The organism is Mesorhizobium sp. B2-1-1, assembly GCF_006442975.2.
Taxonomy (GTDB): domain Bacteria; phylum Pseudomonadota; class Alphaproteobacteria; order Rhizobiales; family Rhizobiaceae; genus Mesorhizobium.
Genome location: NZ_CP083955.1, coordinates 19,435 through 41,735, shown reverse-complemented (window position 1 = coordinate 41,735; position 22,301 = coordinate 19,435). Strand labels below are relative to the sequence as shown.

The window sequence follows — 22,301 nt, the reverse complement described above, 5'->3', positions numbered from 1 at the left end:
AGGAAATGTTCGCGAGGGTACGAGGCTATGGAGTGGCCGGAGACGGCCAAATTATGAGCCGCGTGGTCCTAGGTTGCCAAAACTAGTGCCGACTGCTGAAGATTCTACGAGAATCTAGACGAAGCGCCGTTCCGGTAGATTGCCGATCTTCACTCGATGGTCCAACGCTCCCGTTGAGACGAGGTAGCCCATAATGCCGTCCTTTGATTTGATGAATGCCAACGTAGACTGCCCACTCGGGAACGTAATTTGTCCGGACGCGATCTCCAGCGCTGCGCTTTCTCCGGCGTAGTAATGGAACGTAATTGGGCGCTCCGTAACCTCAATCTCCAGTGCGTAAGTGCATGTGATATCCTTCACTTGGAAGCGCTGGCCCAGAGCGTCGATGACGTACAGTCCGTCCATCGGAGCAACGATTTGACTGTTGAGGGTCTGGCGGGTCGGATTGCGGGCCTCCGGGGGCAATTTGTCCATGATGAGGGATTGAATACCCTCGCCGGGGTAGGGCAAGCCGTCAGACGTATAGACTGCGGATGGATTCGTGACCTTTCGCCCGTTTTCCACCACGCCAACGCAGGCCCCGATCGCGGTGAAGTTGTAGAATTGGCCGACGATGGTGACGGTGCCAATCCATTCAAAGGATTCCGCCTCGGCCAAGTCCATGCATGTCAGGTTCAGTGCCTTTGCCTTGGTGCGGGCGGTGCGTGTAAAGCCGTTCGCAGCAACAACGATTCCGCGATGGATTCCAGTCTTTTCACACTTCTTAGCGAAGGCCTCAATCTGAGGAACTCCCACCTTTCGCCCTTGGTCCCTGCATTCAATGGCCGTCAGGTTGGGCCCGTGATGAGTACGACGGATAATCACCACGTCATGTTCGCGAAGCCGCCCGGTGTCCTTGTCGGGTAACCGTAAGGAGGAATCCACCGTCACGCCGTCATGGTGCGCGAACATACGCTCCAGGGTGGCAACGAAATTATGGAATCGCTGACCAGGTCGTTCATGAGAGGCGGTTTCTTTCACGGCGCAAATAGTACCACCATGGTGTCAGCGTTGCATCCCGTCTAAGACTTTGGGCTGGAGTTTATCCGCGACGATTGGCGAAGAACGTGTTTCTGGCCCATGGGGTCAGTCGGAGGAACGAGTGTCTGTCGGCGACGGTGCGACGCACCGAAGCTTGGCCGAGAATGAAGTCAACACGGGTTGAGGCTGACCGAGCGCCGTCGCCTTCAGGGTTGCGGGGATCCTTGCTGCGACTTTGGCTTGTTCGGCGAGCGTTGCGGGCGCCTCATGGGCTTCTCAGTAATAACTATGATTGAAGAGGTCGAGACCCCAGAGGAACATGTCTGAGTCAAGCGACGGCCCTGATCCCACGTCAGGGAGCATCGCAACATTTCGATGAATGGAAACGGGGGTTGTTCCTGGTTTGTGCTCAAAAAGCCGCATAAATGGCAGTCTGGTGCGACGTCCGGAATTATTGAGCATTTCACGGGGTAACCAGTCCGGAATTATGGGTTGCTGGCGGGCGGGCGATTGAAAACAGGAGAGTTTTCTGGCTGAGGGTAGGGGTTTCCGATCAAAGATCGAGTTTACTAATGGCCTCAATGACAGTTAATTCTGGATTGGCATTAAGCGATTGGATTTGCGTAGAATATAGCCGCCCTTATTGGTAAACCCGCTCACGGTCGACAACGGATTGGTCGACCCAAGACGACAGGATTGGTAAAACCTGAGCACCGAGGTTCAGCTCTATACTTCCTCCCCAATCGCTTGAGACTTGAGCCAGATGGCGTCAGTATCTCAGCGTTGGCGCTTGCGCACGACGGCGACGGCCTGATTAATTCCGGACAGCGACAGATAATTCTGGACGGCACACCATGCGGAGGCACTTCGCTTTGCGGTCCCAAACCATCACTTCTCAACCAAGCTGTTGCTCTGGCTACAAGGGCTGTGAGGTGCGGACCTGTGATTTGTCAAATGCAGGAATCCCTCGCTATTACTTGTCCCCGATGTGCAAGGAAGGCCTGCTCGTGAAGGTCGGTAAGGGCGGTATCGCGCCGCAGTGGTCGATGCGCCTGCTGTTTCAAGGGCCTCACGCATCTTGTCGACACTGCTGACCCGAGCATCCTGGCCGGCCTCAAAACGATTACCGTAGTCCCTTCACTCCGGCCGCCTTGACTAGGCCGAGAGTGCTTCTAAGCGCGTCATGCGCTTGCGATCTACATCGCTTTGGGGTCATGTCCTTCGACCCGAATGCAAAGCTTGCCGCGCCATATTCGTCCTTGACGCCACAGCTCATGAACGAGCGACGCCAAATGCAGGAGCAGACGCCTCAGAGTTTGGCCAGCGTAGCCAGCATCGCGATAGTCCGCAATGTAGTTGTCGACGTGAGGGAGTGAGGCCGCAGCCTCCACCTCGTGGCCCTTACGCTGCAGTTTCTTGACGGTGCGTGCTCTTATATAACGTGAGCCGCCAATGACCACAATTTTCATGTTGCGTCTCCTTGCCAGCATTGAAACCAAACATGCTCGCCGTCGTGCGTGCCGTTCCCGGTCAGCGTTTCGCCACTATCCTTTGCCGAGATCGTGAGGAAGTCGTGCCCGGAAGCCATTCGTTTCGTCTGGAGGTCTATCGCCTCGCGCTGGAAGGAAGCGCCGGCCTCCTCAAGCGCGATGTGGTCAGCCGAACTGCAGGCGAAGGAACTGTAGTAGAGTTTCACGATCTTTCTCTTGTCTGAATGCAGATGACGTTCCGCAAATGGAGGGGCACGAGCCCGTTCGGCCACTTGGCGCCGGTCGTTCCGGATAGCGCGTTGGAAGGCTCGCACTTGGCAGGAAAGACGGCTACGGTGCAGACAGGTAGGTATGCCTATGCCGAGGTGTGAGCGCGCCGAGACAATTGTTCTTTGATTGCCGCGCGCGCCAAGCCTGGCGTGAGAAATGGTCGCCGGAAGAGCCAAGACCGCCTGTCGCCGCATGGCGTTCTCGGTTATCAGGCCAATCCTTCGCTGAGGAAATAATAAGCGAAAGTATCGGGCGCACACACTGTTGGCACAATGACTGATATCCCGCCTCGGCCCCCATGGTGCCACTTGAGCAAAGAGATGACCACGGCCGCAGACATGCCTGCTCGATTGCCGCCGGCGCGATGAAGCACTTTCCAGCAACAGAGACCTTCATCATGAGCAATCCTGGCGAACCCGAAAGACGGCCCGCCGAGCTGGTGTTACCTGTTGAAGACCTTGCTACGGTCGAGGTCGATTTCTCTTCGCTGGTGCCCGGCACATCTGTGGTCGCGCAATGGCGCGGCAACCGGCGTGAGCATCGTCAGCGCTTGGCGCAGCACCTATCACGGCTCGCGAATTCACACTGCATCCTAGTGCGGCCATGCCAAAGCCGCGTCCTATGAAGCCTACTGGCCCTGGAGCTCGAACCAGCGAATTGATGTCCGGTGGCGTTCCCGGCTTCCCCCAGTAGGTTAGTGGGCGCCGCCGGCTGCTATATGACCCGGCTTCTTTAGCAACAGGACGGCCGACAACGCGATTATTAAGCTAACGCCAAGCAGGAAGAAGGTGTCGTTGAAGGCCATGACGAAGGCCTGCTGGCGTACCCTCAGCGCGATCGCAGCAATCGCTTTTTGTGCAGCGAGCGCCTGGTCGTTGATACCATGCGAATGGAAATAGGCGGTGAGCCGCACAATGCGGACGCGCGTTGCCTCTTGAAACAGGGATACCGATTGTACCAGCACGTTCGAATGGTACTGCTCGCGCTTGGTGAGGAAGGTTTGCAGCAGCGCGATGCCGACGGCGCCGCCGAGGTTGCGGGTCATATTGAACAGGGCCGAGGCAGAGCCGGCATTTTCCGTCTCGATGCCTGACGTGGCTATTGCCGAAAGCGGCGCCAATATAAGGGCTTGGCCGATGGCGCGCACGATGTTCGGCCAGAACAGCTGGTCGCCGGCATATGCTCCGCTCATGTGGACGTTCATGAAGTTGGATGCGGCAAACAGGGCGAAGCCGATCGCGATGACGAGACGGATGTCGAAGCGCTGCATAAGGCCAGGTACAAGCGGGATCAGGACAAGCTGCGGCAGGCCGGTCCAGGCGAGCACCATGCCGATCTGCTCGGCATTGTAGCCCTGAATGCGGGCGAGATAGACGGGTACGATGAAGACCGATCCGTAGAGCGCGACACCAAGCAGGAAGTTGGCGAGGACGCCGAAGCCGAAGTTGCGGCGTACCAGCAGTCTGAGGTTCAGCAGCGGATGGCTCGAAGTCAGCTCGATCCAGACGAACAGGGTCAGCGACACCGCGGCGACGATTGCCAGCCGCGCGATAAAGGGCGAGCCGAACCAGTCGTCTTTGTTGCCTTCCTCAAGTATGGTCTGCAGGGCCGCCAGTCCGATGGCCATGGTGACAATGCCCGGCCAGTCGCCTTTGGCGAGCAGGCCAAGCCGCATCGGTTGGCCGTCGAGCGAAAACCACAGCATGCCGACCATCAGCGCGCCCGGCACCAGGTTGACGTAGAAGATGTATTGCCAGCCCCAGTTCTCGGTGAGATAGCCGCCGATGGTCGGGCCTATCGCTGGCGCGAAGGTGGCCGACAGCGCGAACAGGGCCAGGCCGATCGGCTGCTTGGCTTTCGGCAACATCGTGATGACAATGGTGAAGGCGAGCGGGATGAGCACGCCGCCGGTAAAACCCTGGATCGCTCGTAGGACAATCATCTGACCTAGATTGGCGGCGAAGGCGCAGGCGACCGAAAAGACGAGGAACAGCACCGCGTTGGTGATCAGATAGATCCGCAGCGAGAAGACCTGAGACAGCCAGCCGGTCAGCGGGATCACCACAATCTCCGCTATGAGGTAGGACGTCGAGATCCAGCCACCGTCATCGATGCCAGCCCCAATCGCCCCCTGGATGTCGGCAAGCGAGGCATTGACGATCTGAATATTGAGCACGGCCATGAATGCTCCGAGAGCAGAGCCGACCACCGCCACCCAGACCCGCAGCGAATTGGCGGCACCAGCAGATCCGGCCGCGTTCTGGACGTCGCCGGCCGACGTCGGAAGCGAGGAGACGGCGGTTTTCATTGCTGCAACTCCTCAAGCGCCAGTAAGAACGGCGCCAGTGTCAATCATCGCGAAACTGAGGAACGACCGTCGGCCAGCACGGCCGCTTTGGTGTTAATGGTCGGCTCGACGGACATGCCGGACCTGAGCAGCCCGTCGAGCTTGTGATTGTCGATGGAGATCCTCACCGGGATACGCTGCACGATCTTGGTGAAGTTGCCGGTCGCGTTGTCGGGCGGCAGCAATGCGAATTCCAGGCCGCTCGCCGGCGACAGGCTGTCGACCTGACCAGTCAATTCGACGCCAGGGAAGCCGTCGACGGCGACGCGCACCGGCTGCCCGGGACGCACATGAGCGAGCTGCGTCTCCTTGAAGTTGGCGACGACATAGACGGCATGCAGCGGCACCACAGCCATCAACTGCGTGCCTGATGCCACATACTGTCCAACCCTGAGCGTGCGCGCGCCGACCGTGCCGTCGACCGGTGCCGTGATTGTGGCATAGGAAAGGTTCAGTCGGGCCTGATCGGAAGCTGCCTCGGCGCGATCCGTTTGGGCAACGGCACTGTCGCGCTCGGTGGCGAGTACGTCGATCTTAGCCTTTGCGGCGGCTAGGGAAGCCTGGTCGCGCTGCAACCCGGCGATGAGTTGATCGGCCTGGGCGCGGCTTGCTTCGGCTTTCTGCGCAGTACCGGTGCCGCTCCTTGCCAACGTCGCATAGCGGTCGGCGTCGGTGCTGGCGAACGCCAGCGAAGCTTGCGTTGCGGCGACTGTCGCCTTTGCCTGCAGGATCAGCGACTGCTGGAGCGCGATCTGTGCGTCGAGATTACGGACGGCCGCCTCGGCGGCCTCGACCTCGGCATCAGCCTGGGCGAGCGCGGCACGGAAGTCGCGGTCATCGATGCGGGCGAGAACCTGCCCGGTCTCGACAGTCTGGTTGTCATGCACCGGCACATCGGCAATGTAGCCCGATATCTTCGGCGCCACCGTCGTGTAGTCGGCTTTCAAATAGGCGTCGTCGGTAGACTCCAGATACCGGCCTGCGGTCCAGTAGCCATAGCCCCAATCACCTCCCGCGGCTGCGCAAATCAGAAACGTCGCCGCGAATGCGATCCGCTTGAGGCGGCGGCTCCTAGATACCGCCGCAGTGACGTCGCCGGGAGTAGCTTCCGTACCAACCGGCAAGGCACTCGGCTCTTCCGCCGAGGGCCGAGCTGGCTGCTCGACGAAGGCAGCCGGCCGCGGCTGAGGCACGGCCGCGCCGGGTGCGTTGGAGAAGTTGGTGGTCGCGGGCATCTCGGACATCTCATTCGTCCTGACGTTCATCGTGCTTTGCGCAAGAGCGGAATGCCCCTGTGCTCAAAAATCGGAAGCCGGACAGGTAAGAAGCTCGCCTGCCTCTTCGTTGGCTGCAGAGAGAAACCGGAAAAACCCCTGCTTTCGTCGTCCGTACCTCGTCCGGTTGACACGGCTCGAAGTACATATTGCGATATCCGAGCCGAAAATCATCTGCACCAGCGTATAGGGAGGTGGCTGCGATAGCAGCGATGAAGATGGTCGTTCTGATCGTTCTCTTGCTCCTGTTTGTGAAGGGGGATTGCCTGCCGATCGGAGCGGCAGCCAGACTGGGCTCTTGTCGGGGGGAGGCGGCGCGAGCCTACGACCTGACTAGGGTGAGCAGGTCAGGATTTGATAGTGTCGGCCTGCGTCGTGCACATGCCGTGCGGAAATTTCTCATAGACCTTGAGTGTTGCTCGCTTCAGTGTTCGCGAGAGTAGCGCCGAGTCATGGATCGGAACGATCTAGTCGTCGTCGCCATGCATCACGAACGGAGACAAGTCGATTGACTTGGAGGTGTTCGGTGAAGTGGGTCTCCGAAAAGGCCTTGATGAATTGAATCTGGGCATTGGCGGCGCCCATCATGTGTGAACGACGCTCGCAATGGCTTCGCGTCGGATCGGTTGAACACTTAGAACGGGCCGCTCGCAAAATCGAGATAGAACTGCGCCCGACTTGCAGCGCTTGGCTCAGCCCGTCAAAAACTTCGATAGGCAAACCACTTGGATTGGCAGGCGTCTCAAGATCGGTGGCACTGCCGGAGGCCGGCATCGCGATCACCCTGAAGCCGGCATTGCGATACACGCTGTGGACGGCCGATCTTGGCAGCTTGGAGGCGAGCGGGCATTTGGCCTTTGCCCCGAACGAGTGTTGCGGCAAACATTACGAAAATACCGGCATGGCGAAGATGAATTTCACGGGGAGTTCCGGGGACTGCTCAGCGTAGTTGAGGCGAGGCCCGAGGCTTTCTGTATGTCGGTGAAGGCATGCGTTTTTAACGGCTAGGTTTTCGATTTCTCCGCGTGAAAGGCTATAGCTTCAATCGGGACGTGTAGGTGCCTCACCCGGAGGTTTGGTCACTCACATCTCATGGATTTCCATGAGGTGCGGCTGCGGCGTGGTCCGGTTAAGATCGGAAAAACGAATTCACGAGCCCAGATGGTCAATGATGAGAGTTAAAGAAGGCGCTGACAGTCTCCGCCTTTCATTGTCCGGCAGGAGAAGACAATGACGACAGCGTTCAACTCGCTTGGCGAACCCGACGCGGAAGCGTTGCGGGCGGCTCGGATCATTGAAAGCGTGGTCGGCAATGGGTGGGCGACAGACGCGGCCGGCAGATTCAGCTATGTTACTCCCAGCACGCTATCGCTTCTCGGCACGACGCTGGAGGAGTTCAACACTTCGTCAGAAGGTGGCCCCGCGGGTTGGAAGCGGCTAATCCATCCAGACGACTATGACCGAGCCGTGGCCGAGTGGCGTCGCTGCCTGCAGACAGGTGAGCACTACAATGTGGAGCACCGCATTTTGCGCGCGAGCGGTGCTTACGGTTGGAGCCGAATCTCCGGACAGCCGCTGTGCGATAGCGAAGGTAACGCCGTTGCATGGTATGGCACATTGATTGAAGGCGATTCGCCGTCCGCAGCCACAGAGCGATCCGCTGACGTGATCATTGCGGCCGAGAAGGAAGCAGCCTCCGACGCTCACCATTCCCTGAGACTGGTCCATCCGGACGACCGGACAGCGGCGGCGCACGCAGTCGCCCGCGCGTTCTGGACAGGTGTCCCCCAGGTAACGAGGCACAGGCAACTGCAGGCCGACGGAAGTTATCGCTGGAACGAGACCCGATCGGAGCCCGGCTACAGTGTCAGTGTGGACATTGATGATCTGGTGACAGATGGGGAGCCGCTTTCCGGGGCGAACCTGGATCACTTGGTTGAGAACAATGCCGGGCCAATTCGATCGGCGAAAATCGTTGAAAGCATATTCGGGAACGGATGGGCGTTCGATGCGGCGGGTAGATGGATCTACCTGCATCCGTTCGCGCTGAGCTCCCTCGGGGTGACGCTGGAGGATCTGAACGCTCCATTGAACGAGGGGTACACCGCCTGGAAGCGTTTGCTTCATCCAGACGACTATGAGCAGATCGCGGTTACCTGGCGCCATTGTCTGAGGACCGGCGATCATTTCAATGTCGAGTTTCGCTTTCGGCGCGCAAACGGCACCTATGTATGGGCCCGAACCGCCGCGCGGCCCGCGCGCGACAGCCAGGGTCGTATCACGGGATGGTATGGAATCGCGCTCGACAACGATGTCTACAAGAAAACCGTGGCGGAGCTGCGCGGTCGGGAGCGGGAACTTTCTCAGCTCGTCGACATGGTCCCAGTCCAGATCAGACGGCTGACGCCTGAAGGCGAGCCGACCTTCTTCAACAGACGTTTGCTTGACTTCTTCGGTCTCGACGGTGTGGCGGATCTGGACAAGCCGGGGATGAGCCGGCAGGCGGCGGCCATACAGTCCCTCGTCTATCCCGAAGATGCGGCACGCCTCCTGGAGACCGTCCGCCACTCTCTGGCTACCGGCGAACCATACTCCATGAAGTATCGAATGCGCCGTGCGGACGGAGCGTACCGCTGGGTGGATGGACGCGGCGAGCCGCTGCGTGATCACAGCGGCGCGATTGTTCAGTGGTATGTGATCTCTATCGACGTCGACGACGAGATGCGCGCACAGGAAGCGTTGCGCGACCGGGAGCGGGAACTCTCGCAACTGGTCGACATGGTGCCGAGCTTCCTCTGGCGCCTGTCTGCGTCGGGCGAGCCGGTCTTCTTCAGCAAGCGAATGGTTGAGTATCTCGGCCTTGACGTAGGAGGATACGAGAATGTCGGAGGAAATGGCCTGAAGGCGGCCATTGCGGCTGTCGTACATCCCGATGACGCCGCCACGCTGGAAACAGCGATCAACCACTCGGTCACCACCGGGGAAAGCTTCTCCCTGAACTATCGCCTGCGTCGTGCTGACGGCGTCTTCCGATGGATGTCGGGCCGAGCGGAACCGATGCGGGACGAGTGTGGGACTGTCGTCCAATGGTACGGTCTTTCGCACGACATCGACGACCAGGTGAGGGCAGAAGAAGCGCTGCGGAAAGCCAACCGGCAACTGGAGCAAATGATTGACGCTGTGCCCGTGAATCTCCTGAGCTTTGCCCCTTCAGGCAGGATCACCTACACCAGCAAGCGATACCTGGAGAAGGTCGGTTCGCCACCGACGCACATCAATAATTTCGATGCCCTGGCCCGGGACCTGGCCCATCCTGAAGACTTTCCGACAATGTTTCGGAGGGCTTCGAATGGCTTTGCGTCCGGCCAGCCTTTCGTGAACCGCTTTCGTCGACGCGAGAAGGATGGCGTGTACCGCTGGATAGAAGCACGAGCGCAACCGTTAAGGGATACCGATGGCGCGATCGTTCAATGGTATATGGCTTCAATCGACATCGAAGATGAGATGCGGGCGCAGGAGGCATTGCGCGAAAGAGAGCGCGAGCTTCAGCAGCTTGTCGATGCCTTGCCGGTCCACATCTGGAGCTGGACGCCCGATGGCAAGCTTGCGTACGTCAATAGGCGGTCTTTGGAGGAACTCGGCATCTCCGGGGCAAACTTCGAAGACTTCACGAGGGTGGCTCGAGATCTGATTCATCCCGAAGACGCTCTCGAGGTGCTCAATAGGTCAGCCAGCTGCCTCAAAACTGGCGACTCCTTCATCATGCGGTATCGCCGGCGTTGGAAAGACGGCAGCTATCGCTGGATAGAAGGGCGTTGCGAGCCTCTGCGCGATCGGGACGGAGCCATCGTTCACTGGTACCAGGTCTCCATCGACATCGACGAGGAGATGCGCGCACAGGTGGCGCTGCGCGAGAGAGAACGTTCGCTGTGGCAGCTGGTTGAAACGCTGCCGGTGATGATCGATTGCGCCGCACCGAATGGTGAGCCGATATATCGAAGCCGTCAGCTCCGCGAGTTCCTCGGATATGAGTTGGAGGTATTGGACGGTAAGGGAAAATCCCGCCTTTCCGGGACACTCGACGAAGGCGTTCATCCTGACGACCTGGCGGGCGTCAAAGCGAACTATGCTCATTCGTTGGCCACTGGCGAACCGTATGCGCGGAGGCACCGTCTGCGTCGCTTCGATGGCGAATATTGCTGGGTCGATACGCGCGCGGCACCGATGCGCAATGCAGAAGGGGCGATTGTTCAGTGGAACGTCGTCTGTCTGGACATCGACGGTGAAGTTCGCACGCAAGAAGAGCTGCGCCTGGCGCAAGAGAGACTTGCACGCGCGAGCCAGGCGGCGAGTCTCGCCGAGCTTTCAGCCTCTATAGCGCATGAGGTGAACCAGCCTCTGGCGGCTGTTGTCGCCAATTCATATGCCTGCCAGCGTTGGCTCACGGCCGATCCGCCAAATATCGAGCGGGCGCAGAAGACTGTGGAGCGTATTATCCGTGATGCCAACTCAGCTGCGGATGTCGTCAGCCGTATCCGCGCCTTATTCAAGCAATCGGCAGACGCGATGGCTTACACAGCACTCGACAGCGTCATCGCGGAGGCGCGCGACCTCATCGCCGAGGAGGCGGTGCGGCGCCGTGTTCGTCTGGATATCGATGTCGAAAGCGACCTTCCTATTGTCGCGCTCGATCGGGTGCAGATCCAGCAGGTTCTGGTGAACCTCATCCGCAATGGGATCGAGGCGATGGACTCTGTTACCGGTGACAAGGTTCTTGGACTTCGCGTGGGCCGTATAGGGGACGCGATCCAGATCGAGATCAGCGATTGTGGCCCGGGCATTGAGTTTCCTGACCGAATATTCGAGCCGTTCTTTACGACGAAAGAGCATGGCATGGGCATGGGACTCGCGATCTGCCGTTCGATCGTCGAGTCCCATGGCGGACGGTTGTGGGTGGAGAAGAACGACCCGCACGGAACGGCGTTCGTCTTCACGATGCCAGTTGAAATGAAAGCGGCAGCATGACGCCCCACGATCAAATGGTCTTCATCGTCGATGACGACGTGCGTATTCGGGAAGCGCTTGGTGAGCTTCTGGAGTCCCATGGCATGCGCGCCGTAGCGTTCGGATCGGCCGGCGACTATGTCCTTGCCGACAAGCCGGACGTCCCCGCCTGCCTGATCCTCGATGTGGAATTGCCTGACATCAACGGTCTAGATCTGCAGAAGCAGATCGCCGAGGGCGATCATCCGCCGATCGTCTTCATAACGGGGCATGGCGACATCCCGTCCTCTGTGCGTGCGATCAAGCACGGCGCTGTGGACTTCCTGACAAAGCCTTTCAGCGATACGGACCTCATGGTCGCGATCCGGGCAGCGATCGCCCAGGACCGGGAAAGGCGATCAGAGCGCGCCGAACTCACCGTGTTGAGGCAACGCTATCAAGAGCTCACGCAGCGAGAACGCGAGGTGCTGCCGCTCGTTGTGAGTGGCCTGCTCAACAAACAGGCCGCGGCTGAGTTGGGGATCAGCGAGGTCACGCTGCAAATCCATAGACGGAACGTGATGCAGAAAATGGTTGCGGCATCACTCGCTGATCTCGTGCGCATGGCGGAGCGGTTGGAGATACCGATCAGCCACTCTCGACGAACGGGAGGGAACGGAGTGTGAGCAAGGTGCGACCTGTCGTGGCGATTGTCGATGACGACCCAAGATTGCTCGAGTCGCTCGAGAACCTTTTGGAGTCTGCGGGCTATGCTGCCCGCATCTTCTCGTCGGCGGGATCACTGCTCGTCAGCGGGCTGTCTGACGTGGACTTGCTCATTACCGATATCGGGATGCCTGGTACGGACGGCTTTGAACTTCGTGACTTGGTCAAGAAGACGCGTGCGGACCTGCCGGTGTTCCTGATCACCGGTCGTCACGAGATAGCCGATCAGCACCGCGCCAAAGGCATCAGCGGGTTTTTCCGAAAGCCCTTCGATGGCCAGGCCCTGCTTGCGGCTGTGAGCGACGCTTTACGCAACCAAGAACCGAGGGATGAACATGAGAGTTGACCAACCGCTCTTGCAGAGATCGACGCCGGTGTCACGGCAGCGGAACGCCGAGCCGCAGCAGCCGCTCGTCATCATTGTCGATGACGATGCGTCTGTTCGGGAGGCACTGTCGGAGTTGATACTGTCGATGGGCTTTGAACCGGTCTGCTTCGCTTCGACCCGAGAATTGCTCGACGCTGACGTCTTGGACAGCCCCGGTTGCTTGATCCTCGACGTCCGCATGCCAGGGGCAAGCGGCCTGGATCTACAGCACCATCTTGCGTCAAACGGCAATCCCAAGCCCATCATCTTCCTGACTGGGCATGGCGACATACCGATGACTGTCCAGGCGATGAAGGCGGGCGCGGTGGATTTTCTCACCAAACCGGTGCGCGACCAAACACTCCTTGACGCCGTGATCGCGGGCATTGCGGTGGATGCCAAGCGGCGGGCAGATGCGGTGGTCGTCAAGCGCAACATCGAGCGTGTCGAGACGCTGACCCCGCGCGAGCGCGAGGTGCTGCATGAAGTGGCGCGTGGGCGCCTCAACAAACAGATCGCTTTCGACCTCGGCATCAGTGAAGTGACCGTCAAGCTTCACCGCGGCAATGTCATGCGCAAGATGGAAGCAGCTTCCATCGGAGAGCTGATCCGGGCCTGGGAAACGCTGCCCCCGCCGATGCGCGAGGCCGGCGCGGCCAGGACTTTCGAAAGGGTGAACCTCGCCTCCGTCCGATAGGATCGCCCAGCGGCTGGCGCTTCTCCGTTAAGAGTAGCCTGCCCAGGACGATCCGGACTCAGACAAATTTTCATGAAGTTTAGAGCGATGATCGCCGCGTGTAACCTGGTGTTGAGGCTACACTACCAAGCTCTTGCCGCGCATCGCCAGCTAACGGCGGCGCATTGGGAAAGCTTTGGAGCGGAGTATCTCCATCACGGCGACTATCGCTAATGTTGTGCTTCAGCCAGCCGCGAAGCTTAGTATGCTGGTGGCAGGAATTCGATCAGGGCCCTTGTGACGGCGGCCGGCTGCTCCTCCGGAACCCAATGGCCTGAGCCTTCGACTACTACGGCCCGTACGTTTTCGGCGACGTGGCGGAGATGGCCTTCGTACATCGATGCCAGGCCACCCGAACCGCTTATACCGAGTACCGGCATCGTCAGCTTGTGTTTTGCAAAGGCTTTGTTCTGTTCTTCGTCACGCGGGAAAGCCCGGTAGTACTCGAAGCCTGCGCGCAATGCGCCAGGCTGGGCATAAGAACGGCCGTAGACTTCGTCGGCTTCGGTGTCGAACGCGCGAGTATTTACCCCCTCTGCATTGTGAAACCACTTTAAATACTCAAGCTCGCGACCGGCAATGAGCATTTCCGGCACGTCGCGTACGGAGTGGAAGCGAAAATGCCAAGTGCGAGGGCCTTGGATCAATTCGTTCCACGGTTCGATGCCTGGCAGCGGGACGTCAACGATTGCCAGTGTGGTGACTTCCCCCGGGTGCTGCGCCGCATAGGAATAAGCGACCATGCCACCCATATCGTGACCGACGAGATTGAGGACCGGACCAAGGTTCAGCTGATTGACAAGTGCTCGAATATCCTCGGCAATCGCCGCCTTTTCGTAGCCGGCCGCAGGCTTGGCGGTGTCCCCCAAACCGCGCAAATCGGGCGCAAGTACCGTGTAACCGCGCGCCACCAGTTGCGGCATTACAAAGCGCCACATGTATGAGGTCGTGCCCCAACCATGCAACAACACCACGGTTTTCGGGCCGCCTGCTGCCAGCAAATAGTGATAGGCCACACCGTTAACGTCGGCCTTGCCGTCGACGATACGTGCCGACAGGTCGGTCGATTGCCCGAGCGGCACGCCGGAGTGCGGTGCGCTGGCAGAAGTCGATGGCCCGGCAGCAAGAACCGCAATGAGGAAACCAGAAAGAAAGCTAAGGCGCATAAAGCACTCCGGGGTTGTGAGGTACAAAGTGCTCCAAGAGCGGCAAATGCCGTGCAATTTCTATAAGGCGAAAGCTTTAAAGCCTTTGTCGTTATAATAACGCGTTGTACACCTAAGCATATTGCGCTCTGGCCGGCGGTGAGTTGATTACTCAACATGAGGACCACGTAGGCGAAACCTATCGCGGTCCGTTCGGGCGGTGACTTGCTCGCGATCAGCCGCTCCTCGTTTTGAGAAGAATCCTCATACGGCTTGATAGGTCGTGTTTGTGACAGCCGCACGCGGCACGTCGCGCACGAACCAACGTCATCGCATCATTTGCCCCATCTCAGCGACAGTTCCAGCACCTCGGCGTACCTACCCTGCACCTTGGCATCGTACGACAGATGCTTGCGTAGAATAGGTTCGCGGGGCGGATCGGCGCATCTTCTCCCTCGCAAGCCATCACGATCATCGGGCGTCGCCGCTCCTTCGCCCGCTCCTCCCCCCGAAAGCGACGGTGCAGGTCGACCCGGTGATCGTGATGGTGAGCCGACCCGAGAAGCCGCTCACCAAGGATGGACACGATGAGTATGGATGGACTTTTCACCCTCGGTGCAACCCGCCGCGACGTCTTGTTGGCCAGTTTTTCAGCAGCGGTCATAGCCGGACTGCCAGTCGCTTCGTCATCCGGCGCCCAGCAAAACCCACATGTTCCCACCCCTCAATCAGGACGCAAAACAATGAGCACCATCACAACCAAGGACGGTACGGAAATCTATTACAAGGACTGGGGTAGGGGTCCGCCAATAACCTTCTCACACGGCTGGCCGCTGAATTCCGACGCCTGGGATGCACAGATGCTCTTTCTGGCCCATAATGGCTTCCGCGTGGTTGCTCATGACCGGCGGGGCCATGGCCGCTCCAGCCAGGCCACCTCCGGCAACGACATGGATGGCTACGCGGACGATCTTGCAGCCGTGATCGAGGCGCTGGATCTCCGGGACGCCACGCTGGTCGGGCATTCAACCGGGGGAGGCGAGGTCGCTCGCTATATCGGGCGGCACGGGACGGAACGCGTGGCCAAGGCTGTTCTTATCGCCGCTGTTCCGCCGATCATGGTGAAAACGCCGGCCAATCCGGAAGGTCTGCCGATCGAAGTGTTCGACGGCATAAGGGCCGGCCTCCTCAAGGATCGCTCGCAGCACTATCTGGACCTCGCACAGCCGTTTTATGGTGCAAACAGGCCAGGCGCCACGGTCTCCCAGGGGGTTCTGAATCAGTTCTGGCTCTGGAGCATGCAGGTCGGTCTCGTGAATGCATATGAATGCGTCAAAGCGTTCTCCGAAACCGACTTCACCGAGGACCTCAAGAAATTCGATATACCGACCTTGATCCTGCATGGCGAGGACGACCAGATCGTCCCGGTCAAGGATTCGTCAGTCAAGTCGGAGCGGCTGATCAAGGGCGCAAAGGCCATATATTACCCCGGCGCGCCCCACGGGATCACGGCCACACACCAGGACCAGGTGAACGCCGATCTGCTCGCCTTCATCAAGGGCTAGTGCTCTCAAGCGGCGGTCATGGCTGGCCGCACAACACCGGTGCGGCCAGCCTGACTATGAAAACTCAGCATCGATGGCTCCTGGAGATGCTTTCTGGTCTCAGCCGTCCGAGTTCACGCTGAGAACTGCGGTTGGCAACTGCGGCGGCTCTCGTGAAAATCATCAGAGGCAATGCAAATGGGTATACTTTCAGGAAAGACCGCGTTGATCACCGGGGGAAACAGTGGGATTGGGCTATTCGCCGCGAAAGCTTTCGCGTCGGAGGGGGCGCAGGTCGTAATCACCGGCCGGAGACAGCGTGCGGTCGAGGAGGCAGTCTCCGAGATCGGAGCCGGCGCACTGGGCATTCAGGGTGATGTAGCCGACGTGGCGCACCACGAGGATGTCGCGCGACAGATCCATCAGAGGTTTGGGGCGTTCGATATCTATATGGCGAACGCCGGCGTGAACACCATCACGCATTCGTCGGCAGTTTCCGAAGCCGAGTACGATGCGCAGTTCTCTATCAATGCGCGCGGCGTCTTCTTTGGTGTGCAGAAACTGATCCCGCTGATGCGCGATGGCGGCGCAGTCATACTGACGGGATCAATCGCCAGCGAGAAGGTCTTGGAAGGCCATGCCGTTTATGCAGGCTCCAAGGCAGCCATCGGCGCCTTCGCGCGCAGTTGGGCGATAGAACTGAAATCGCGTCGCATACGCGTCAACGTGCTCAGCCCCGGCCCCGTGGATACGGCTATTCTCGACAAACTGGGTGTCCCGGCCGAAATGCGAGCATCCTTCGAGAAGTCCATGGCCGAAGCAATTCCCCTTGGTCGAATGGGCCAGCCGGAAGAACTGGCAAAAGCCGCTCTGTTCCTGGCATCGGACGCAAGCAGTTTTGTCACCGGTGTCAATCTGCGGGTCGACGGCGGAATGGCATTGCTTTGAGCTGGGGTAGCCAAGTCGCTGCCGTTTGACGGTCGAGCGTCGATCGCCATCCCACTCGGCCAGATCCAAGGTGAAAGGTGGTTTTATAGCTCCCCGGTCTCAGAACCTGTGTCAGGGCCCCCACGCACTTTCAAGGTCCTTTGGAAAGCGTGAAGAGGACCGGGGCGACGCCCCGGTCCTTCCAGGTTCTACAATTTTCGGGTGCTAGTGACCCCAGATGCCCTGGCCCGGGTCCTTGCTGGGAGCAATCGGCTTGCGCACGGTCTCCTGCACGCCGGCATCGTTGCCCGTCTTCCTGATCGAGGAGGTGTGCATGCTCTCGGAAGAAGTTGCGGGTTGCTGGACCGAGTTTGATCCGTAGTGATCGCTTCCGGCGACGGCGTTTCCTGCTGCAACAAGAAGGATTGCGGCAGCAAGAGATGTGTTCTTCATTTTGGTAACTCCATGGTTAATTTTGGATCGTATTCACAATAACAATATAAATGCTGCGTCATTGCGGAACGATCAGACGATGTGGCTGTTTGATCCATACGAAAGCATGGGCTGTGAAGGCCTAAGGTCAGGGGCAATGTCGTTCGCGGTGGGAGTCTTGCCGTTACGCCGGGGCGGCAGTGGTGTTTGGAGGCAGCAGCTCCATGGATTTGTATTGGTCACGAACCCCTGCGCTGCCGGCGATCCGCGTGCGGAATACCCAGGTCACCTGATCGCAGCGATGACCCACCCTGCACCTTGGCATCGTATGACCGACCATTCCGCACAATAGGTCGGCGCCCCGGATCGGCGCATCCTTCTCCACATTGGTCAAACGGAAGGCCGACAAAGGAGAAAGCAAATGCGAAATGTCACTGGAATCCTGGCGCTGGCCGCCGCGCTTGCCGTCGCGGGTGGCGCAACGGCGCAGGCGGCCGGAGCGAAGCCCAAGCCGACGATCGTGCTGGTGCACGGGGCCTTCGCCGAATCGTCGAGTTGGGACGCGGTCATAACCAAACTCGGCAGGGACGGCTATGTGGCGAAGGCGGCAGCCAATCCCCTCCGCAGCGTCGCCAGCGATGCCGCGGCGGTCTCGGCCATCATCCGGTCGGTTCCCGGACCGATCGTGCTGGTGGGGCATTCCTACGGCGGACCCGTGATCACCGAAGCCGCCAACGGCAATCCCAATGTGAAGGCCTTGGTATACGTGGCCGGATTCGCGCCGGATAACGGCGAATCGAGCGCCACCTTGTCCAGCATGTTTCCCGGCAGCACTTTGGCAAGCGCGCTTGCTCCAGTCGCGTCGCCGAACGGCGGCCAGGATCTCTTCATCCAGCCGGACAAATTCCGAGCCCAGTTCGCGGCTGACGTTCCCGAAGAGCAGTCGTCGCTGATGGCCGCCACCCAACGCCCGATCGCGCAGGCAGCCCTGGCCGAGCCCTCGGGCGTAGCTTCATGGAAAACGCTGCCGTCCTACATGATCTACGGCACCGATGACCGAAATATCCCGGCAGCCGTCATGAGCTTCATGGCCAAGCGCGCGCACGCCGTGAAGACGGTCGTCATCGAGGGTGCGTCCCACGCGCTCATGGTCTCGCACCCCGACGAGGTCACCTCACTTATCGAGGACGCCGCATCGGCCAGCGAGTAGCTCGCCGGAAAGCCGACATTCGACCAACACCCCGCAAATCAACACCCTCAACAAAGGAGATTGGAAATGAAGATCGTCGTCATCGGCGGAACCGGGCTGATCGGTTCCAAGACTGTGGAAAGACTGCGCAGGAAGGGACACGACGTGCTTGCGGCCTCACCGAATTCGGGAGTGAACACCGTCACCGGAGAAGGGCTGGCCGTCGCTCTTGCCGGGGCACAGGTCGTCGTCGATCTCGCGAACTCACCGTCATTCGAGGAAAAGGCCGCGCTCGAATTTTTCGCGGCATCCGGGCGTAATCTTCTTGCAGCCGAAGCGGCCGCCGGCGTCCGCCATCACGTCGCGCTGTCTGTGGTCGGCACCGACCGGCTGCAGGACATGGGGTATTTCCGCGGCAAACTGCTTCAGGAAAAGCTGATCAAGGAGTCCGCTATCCCCTACACGATCGTGCACGCCACACAGTTCTTCGAGTTCACCGCCGCCATCGCAAACACCGGCGCCGTAGGGGATACCGTCCACATGTCACCGGCGTACTTCCAACCAATGGCAGCCGACGACGTTGCCGATGCGATGGCGGACGTCGCCCTAGCAGCGCCAGTGAACGGCACGATCGAAATTGCCGGCCCCGATCGCGTTCGTATGAGCGAGCTCGTCGGTCGCTTTCTAAAGGCCACCAACGATCCGCGCAAAATCGTCTCGGATCCTGGCGCTCTCTACTACGGTCAAGTGGCAATCGACGATCAAACGCTTGTCCCCGGCGAGAACGCGCGTATCGGCGCCGTCCACTTCGACGACTGGCTCAGCCGATACACGCCACCGGCGTAAGTACTGAACGCCGGTTTCGCGACCCATCAGACCAGCATTCCCTAGCTCTCATTCCAACAAGGATATCGGACATGATCAGGAAACTCCTCTGTGCAGCGCTCGCCGCCGCATCCGTCACCGCAGCAATGGCCAAAGACGCGGACAGCGTGAAGCTCGTCTACGACCACGCCCTTCCAAATGTGCCCGGCAAGAGCTTGAAAGCCGTGCTCGTCGAGTACGGGCCGGGCGGGACATCGCCGGCGCATACCCATCCCAGTTCCGCGTTCATCTATGCCACGGTGCTGGAGGGGGCGATCCGAAGCCAGGTCAACGGTGGGCCCGTGAAGACGTACCGTGCAGGCGAAAGCTTCTCGGAATTTCCGGGCGACCATCACGCCGTCAGTGAAAACGCCAGCAAGACGGAACGCGCTCGCCTGCTTGCGATCTTCGTCGTCGATACCAACGAGACCAACCTGACGACCTACGCGAAATGAACTGGTGACGCCCTTGCCAAGGTAAGGGCGTCAAACCGACACACAATCGGCGAAGGAAAGGCACTGACATGGATGCGATCGCCAGGCGCACGCTTGCAGGGGTTTCGGTCCCCGATACGCCGCTTGTCGGCCGGGCGATCGAACATGCCCGCCAGCTATGTGAACCGTATTTGTTCAACCACGTGGTTCGATCATGGCTTTTCGCCGTCCGCATCGCACAGGTCCAGAACATCGAGCACGACGGTGAAGTTGTTGCCGTCGGAACCCTGTTGCACGACGTCACGCTCAACGAGACCTTCGCCGGGCCGCGCCGTTTCGAGGTGGAAGGCGCCGATCTGGCTCGCGCCTTCGTCCGGCAAGGCGGCTTCGACGAGCGTCGTGCTCAGTTGATATGGGACAGCGTCGCACTCAACTCGACGCCGTCGATCGGCCTCTACAAGGAGGCCGAGGTGGCGCTGTGCACAGCCGGCATCTGCCTTGATGTCGTGGGCCTGCAATACAGTTTCATCTCTTCCGCCGAGATAGCCAGGATCGTCGGCGAATTTCCGCGTCTTCAAATGAAGCGGCGGATGACGCGATGCTTTTGTCACATCGCCAAGGTGAACCCGGAAACGACCTACGACAACTTTGCCCGGGATTTCGGTGAGCGCTTTGTGGCCGGCTACAAGGCGCCGTCTTCCGTCGATTTTGTGATGAACACTCCCTTCGAAGAGTAAGCGAAACCTCGAACCTGATCTCTCCGGCTGCGGCCGCGAGACGCCTCAAGAGGGCATCATGCGAATTGACAGTCTACATCCAGAAACATCGGCGCGCCTTGCGGCGGTCGACCTCGACACGTCGCTGCGGGCAGCCGCGCTATGGCTGTCCAAGCCGGCCATAGGCCTGGTTGTCGTATGCCATGGCAGTGGCGAGGCGGCAGGCGTGCTGAGCAAGTCCGACCTTGTCCGTCATCTGGCGAATTCGGGGCCGGCGGAAGCGCCGGTATCGACACTGATGAGCCGGTCTTTCGTATCCTGTGGGCCCGATGACGACCTGCATTCGGTCTGGCAGACCATGACAACACAGCGGCTCCAGAACCTACCGGTGCTCGGCGGCGGCGCCAAGCCGATAGGCGTCCTCGATATCCGCGACGCGATGAAGGCGCTCTTCCAACAGGAAGAGCTCCAGGAGCGGCTGCTCGCCAACTATATCGGGGGCGTTGGCTACCAATAGAGGAGAATCTCGCGACGGTGCGATGAGCACGAAAGAGCGGGAGATCTGTCTCGCGAGATGTTTGGTCCCCCACTGGCGATGGTCCGCAGATCGCGGGACATATACTGCAATATGGTTTGGCTTCTTACTCGATCTAATCGACCACTCCCGTCCTCTATTGTACCGTCTTCAAGCAACTGAATTCTGCGTGAGCAAACATGAGGGTTACAATGTCTCGTCCGGAAGTGAAAGTGGATGTCTTCGACAGCCCGCCCGAGATTCCACGAGATGGCCTGCCCATTCAGCTAGCGACCGCCGGCATCGTTCATGACCTTGGCAATCTCATCCAGGTCGCCTCGTCGGCATTGAATCACCTGGCCCGTGACCCGAGCGTCTCGGCGGCTCCAGCGCTTGGGCATGTAATTTCGGGCGCCAGAACTGCCCTGGAACGAGCCGGCGCGCTTGTCCGCCAGACTATCAGTTCCGCCCGAGAGAGCCGCAGAGAAAGCGAATATGCAAATGTCGGCGCCTGTCTGGCTGAAATCGAGACCCTCATTCGAAGTGCGTCGGATCCCAAGATCCGCCTCGAGGTTCGAGTGACGCCGGACTTGCCTTCAGTGAGGTGCAATCGCCTGGATTTGCAGAACGCGATTCTGAACCTGGTATTCAACGCGCGCGATGCATCTCCCAACGGAGGCCTGATCTCGATAAATACCGCAGTGGTCTTTGATGGCTCCTCAGCCGCTCAGGTGGATATCACCACCGCCGACCACGGTGTGGGAATGACCGCCGAGACGATTGCCTTCGCATTCGATCCCTTCTTCACCACAAAAACGGAGGGCCTCGGCGGCGTCGGCCTGCCAATGGTCAAGCGCTTTGCCGAAGAGTCAGGCGGAAGCATCGATATTCAGAGCGCGCCCGGGGCAGGCACAACTGTCACGCTACGTCTGCCCGCGATGCGATAGCGACCGGGCAAGCTACATCCAGCCTCACGCAACGCACATCGAGAGATAGAGATGCACGCAAAGGTCACAGAAAACATTCAGCAGCATCGGTTCGAGCTCCCGATCACCGGTCAAGCCTTCGCAGTGGCCTACTATTCGCTCCAAGACGGCAAGGTAGTGTTGATACATACCGAAGTGCCTTTGGAATTTTCCGGACAGGGGATCGCGTCGCGGTTGGCGCAAGGCACCTTCGAATTGCTCCGCAAAACGGGCCGCAAAGCGGTCTTGAAGTGTCCCTTCATGAGCGGCTTCGTCGCCAGGTATCCGGAATACACCGATGTCGTTGCAGGGTGATCAGGCCCCGAATACAGCTGTTTGCAAAAAAAGGTCTGAGTCG

21 protein-coding genes and 1 pseudogene are annotated in these 22,301 nt (G+C 59.6%); 14 read left to right on the top strand and 8 right to left on the bottom strand.

Annotation, left to right across the window (positions count from 1 at the left end; all coding sequences use genetic code 11):
- Positions 1-114: 114 nt before the first annotated feature.
- Positions 115-1,020 (bottom strand): restriction endonuclease, encoded by a 906-nt coding sequence (locus FJ972_RS27920; protein ID WP_140523118.1) that lies wholly within the window; start codon positions 1,018-1,020, stop codon positions 115-117.
- 854 nt (positions 1,021-1,874) lie between these two features.
- Here FJ972_RS27920 and FJ972_RS30395 point away from each other — a divergent pair.
- The gene (locus tag FJ972_RS30395; protein WP_347439601.1) at positions 1,875-2,114 is read left to right on the top strand and encodes a type IV toxin-antitoxin system AbiEi family antitoxin domain-containing protein; all 240 of its coding nucleotides are present in this window, start codon (positions 1,875-1,877) and stop codon (positions 2,112-2,114) included.
- 102 nt (positions 2,115-2,216) lie between these two features.
- Here FJ972_RS30395 and FJ972_RS27915 read toward each other — a convergent pair whose 3' ends face one another.
- From FJ972_RS27915 to FJ972_RS27895, 5 genes and pseudogenes are all read right to left on the bottom strand, one after another.
- Entirely contained in the window at positions 2,217-2,489 is a 273-nt protein-coding gene (locus tag FJ972_RS27915; RefSeq protein ID WP_140523121.1) for an SDR family oxidoreductase, read from the bottom strand.
- Complete coding sequence (locus FJ972_RS27910) at positions 2,486-2,716, bottom strand: hypothetical protein (protein WP_140523124.1); 231 nt, start codon at positions 2,714-2,716, stop codon at positions 2,486-2,488. Before FJ972_RS27910 ends, FJ972_RS27915 begins: the two co-directional genes overlap by 4 nt.
- A gap of 758 nt (positions 2,717-3,474) precedes the next feature.
- Complete coding sequence (locus FJ972_RS27905; RefSeq protein WP_140523129.1) at positions 3,475-5,088, bottom strand: MDR family MFS transporter; 1,614 nt, start codon at positions 5,086-5,088, stop codon at positions 3,475-3,477.
- Positions 5,089-5,132: 44 nt separating this feature from the next.
- Positions 5,133-6,371, bottom strand: coding sequence for an HlyD family secretion protein (locus tag FJ972_RS27900; RefSeq protein ID WP_140523132.1), 1,239 nt, complete (start codon positions 6,369-6,371; stop codon positions 5,133-5,135).
- Positions 6,372-6,723: 352 nt separating this feature from the next.
- Positions 6,724-7,148: pseudogene (locus FJ972_RS27895) on the bottom strand (alpha/beta fold hydrolase); the annotation flags it as partial.
- A gap of 483 nt (positions 7,149-7,631) precedes the next feature.
- Between FJ972_RS27895 and FJ972_RS27890 the strand changes: the two are divergent.
- The 4 genes from FJ972_RS27890 to FJ972_RS27875 are packed head-to-tail and all read left to right on the top strand — an operon-like array spanning position 7,632 to position 13,174.
- Entirely contained in the window at positions 7,632-11,426 is a 3,795-nt protein-coding gene (locus FJ972_RS27890; RefSeq protein ID WP_140523137.1) for a PAS domain-containing protein, read from the top strand.
- Positions 11,423-12,070: a response regulator transcription factor gene (locus FJ972_RS27885; protein WP_023767341.1), complete on the top strand. Its 648-nt coding sequence runs from the start codon at positions 11,423-11,425 to the stop codon at positions 12,068-12,070. The genes FJ972_RS27890 and FJ972_RS27885 overlap by 4 nt, the downstream gene beginning before the upstream one ends.
- Positions 12,067-12,456, top strand: a complete 390-nt coding sequence (locus tag FJ972_RS27880; RefSeq protein ID WP_013896619.1) for a response regulator — start codon at positions 12,067-12,069, stop codon at positions 12,454-12,456. The genes FJ972_RS27885 and FJ972_RS27880 overlap by 4 nt, the downstream gene beginning before the upstream one ends.
- Positions 12,446-13,174 carry a response regulator transcription factor gene (locus FJ972_RS27875; RefSeq protein ID WP_140523140.1) on the top strand — a complete coding sequence of 243 codons (729 nt, stop codon included), beginning with the start codon at positions 12,446-12,448 and terminating at the stop codon, positions 13,172-13,174. Before FJ972_RS27880 ends, FJ972_RS27875 begins: the two co-directional genes overlap by 11 nt.
- A gap of 239 nt (positions 13,175-13,413) precedes the next feature.
- Here the strand turns inward: FJ972_RS27875 and FJ972_RS27870 are convergent, their stop codons facing one another.
- Complete coding sequence (locus FJ972_RS27870; protein ID WP_140523142.1) at positions 13,414-14,379, bottom strand: alpha/beta fold hydrolase; 966 nt, start codon at positions 14,377-14,379, stop codon at positions 13,414-13,416.
- A gap of 722 nt (positions 14,380-15,101) precedes the next feature.
- Between FJ972_RS27870 and FJ972_RS27865 the strand changes: the two genes are divergently transcribed.
- Together FJ972_RS27865 and FJ972_RS27860 are read left to right on the top strand one after the other, a co-directional pair.
- Positions 15,102-15,923 carry an alpha/beta fold hydrolase gene (locus FJ972_RS27865; protein ID WP_181165403.1) on the top strand — a complete coding sequence of 274 codons (822 nt, stop codon included), beginning with the start codon at positions 15,102-15,104 and terminating at the stop codon, positions 15,921-15,923.
- A gap of 177 nt (positions 15,924-16,100) precedes the next feature.
- Positions 16,101-16,850, top strand: a complete 750-nt coding sequence (locus tag FJ972_RS27860; RefSeq protein ID WP_140523148.1) for a glucose 1-dehydrogenase — start codon at positions 16,101-16,103, stop codon at positions 16,848-16,850.
- A 204-nt stretch (positions 16,851-17,054) separates the two neighbouring features.
- Here the strand turns inward: FJ972_RS27860 and FJ972_RS27855 are convergent, their stop codons facing one another.
- Positions 17,055-17,282, bottom strand: a complete 228-nt coding sequence (locus tag FJ972_RS27855) for a DUF680 domain-containing protein (RefSeq protein ID WP_013896614.1) — start codon at positions 17,280-17,282, stop codon at positions 17,055-17,057.
- A gap of 400 nt (positions 17,283-17,682) precedes the next feature.
- Between FJ972_RS27855 and FJ972_RS27850 the strand changes: the two genes are divergently transcribed.
- The 7 genes from FJ972_RS27850 to FJ972_RS27820 all read left to right on the top strand — a co-directional run bounded on the left by FJ972_RS27850 (position 17,683) and on the right by FJ972_RS27820 (position 22,258).
- Complete coding sequence (locus FJ972_RS27850) at positions 17,683-18,471, top strand: alpha/beta fold hydrolase (protein WP_013896613.1); 789 nt, start codon at positions 17,683-17,685, stop codon at positions 18,469-18,471.
- Between the two features lie 66 nt (positions 18,472-18,537).
- Positions 18,538-19,296 carry an SDR family oxidoreductase gene (locus FJ972_RS27845; protein ID WP_140523151.1) on the top strand — a complete coding sequence of 253 codons (759 nt, stop codon included), beginning with the start codon at positions 18,538-18,540 and terminating at the stop codon, positions 19,294-19,296.
- 71 nt (positions 19,297-19,367) lie between these two features.
- A complete protein-coding gene (locus FJ972_RS27840) occupies positions 19,368-19,769 on the top strand; it encodes a cupin domain-containing protein (protein WP_140523153.1) in 402 nt (133 codons plus the stop codon).
- A gap of 68 nt (positions 19,770-19,837) precedes the next feature.
- Positions 19,838-20,485 carry a hypothetical protein gene (locus FJ972_RS27835; protein ID WP_140523156.1) on the top strand — a complete coding sequence of 216 codons (648 nt, stop codon included), beginning with the start codon at positions 19,838-19,840 and terminating at the stop codon, positions 20,483-20,485.
- Positions 20,486-20,543: 58 nt separating this feature from the next.
- Positions 20,544-20,981, top strand: a complete 438-nt coding sequence (locus FJ972_RS27830; RefSeq protein WP_140523159.1) for a CBS domain-containing protein — start codon at positions 20,544-20,546, stop codon at positions 20,979-20,981.
- Between the two features lie 209 nt (positions 20,982-21,190).
- A complete protein-coding gene (locus FJ972_RS27825; RefSeq protein WP_140523162.1) occupies positions 21,191-21,925 on the top strand; it encodes a sensor histidine kinase in 735 nt (244 codons plus the stop codon).
- Between the two features lie 51 nt (positions 21,926-21,976).
- On the top strand, positions 21,977-22,258 hold the full coding sequence (locus FJ972_RS27820) for a GNAT family N-acetyltransferase (RefSeq protein ID WP_140523165.1): 282 nt from the start codon (positions 21,977-21,979) through the stop codon (positions 22,256-22,258).
- Positions 22,259-22,301: the final 43 nt, after the last annotated feature.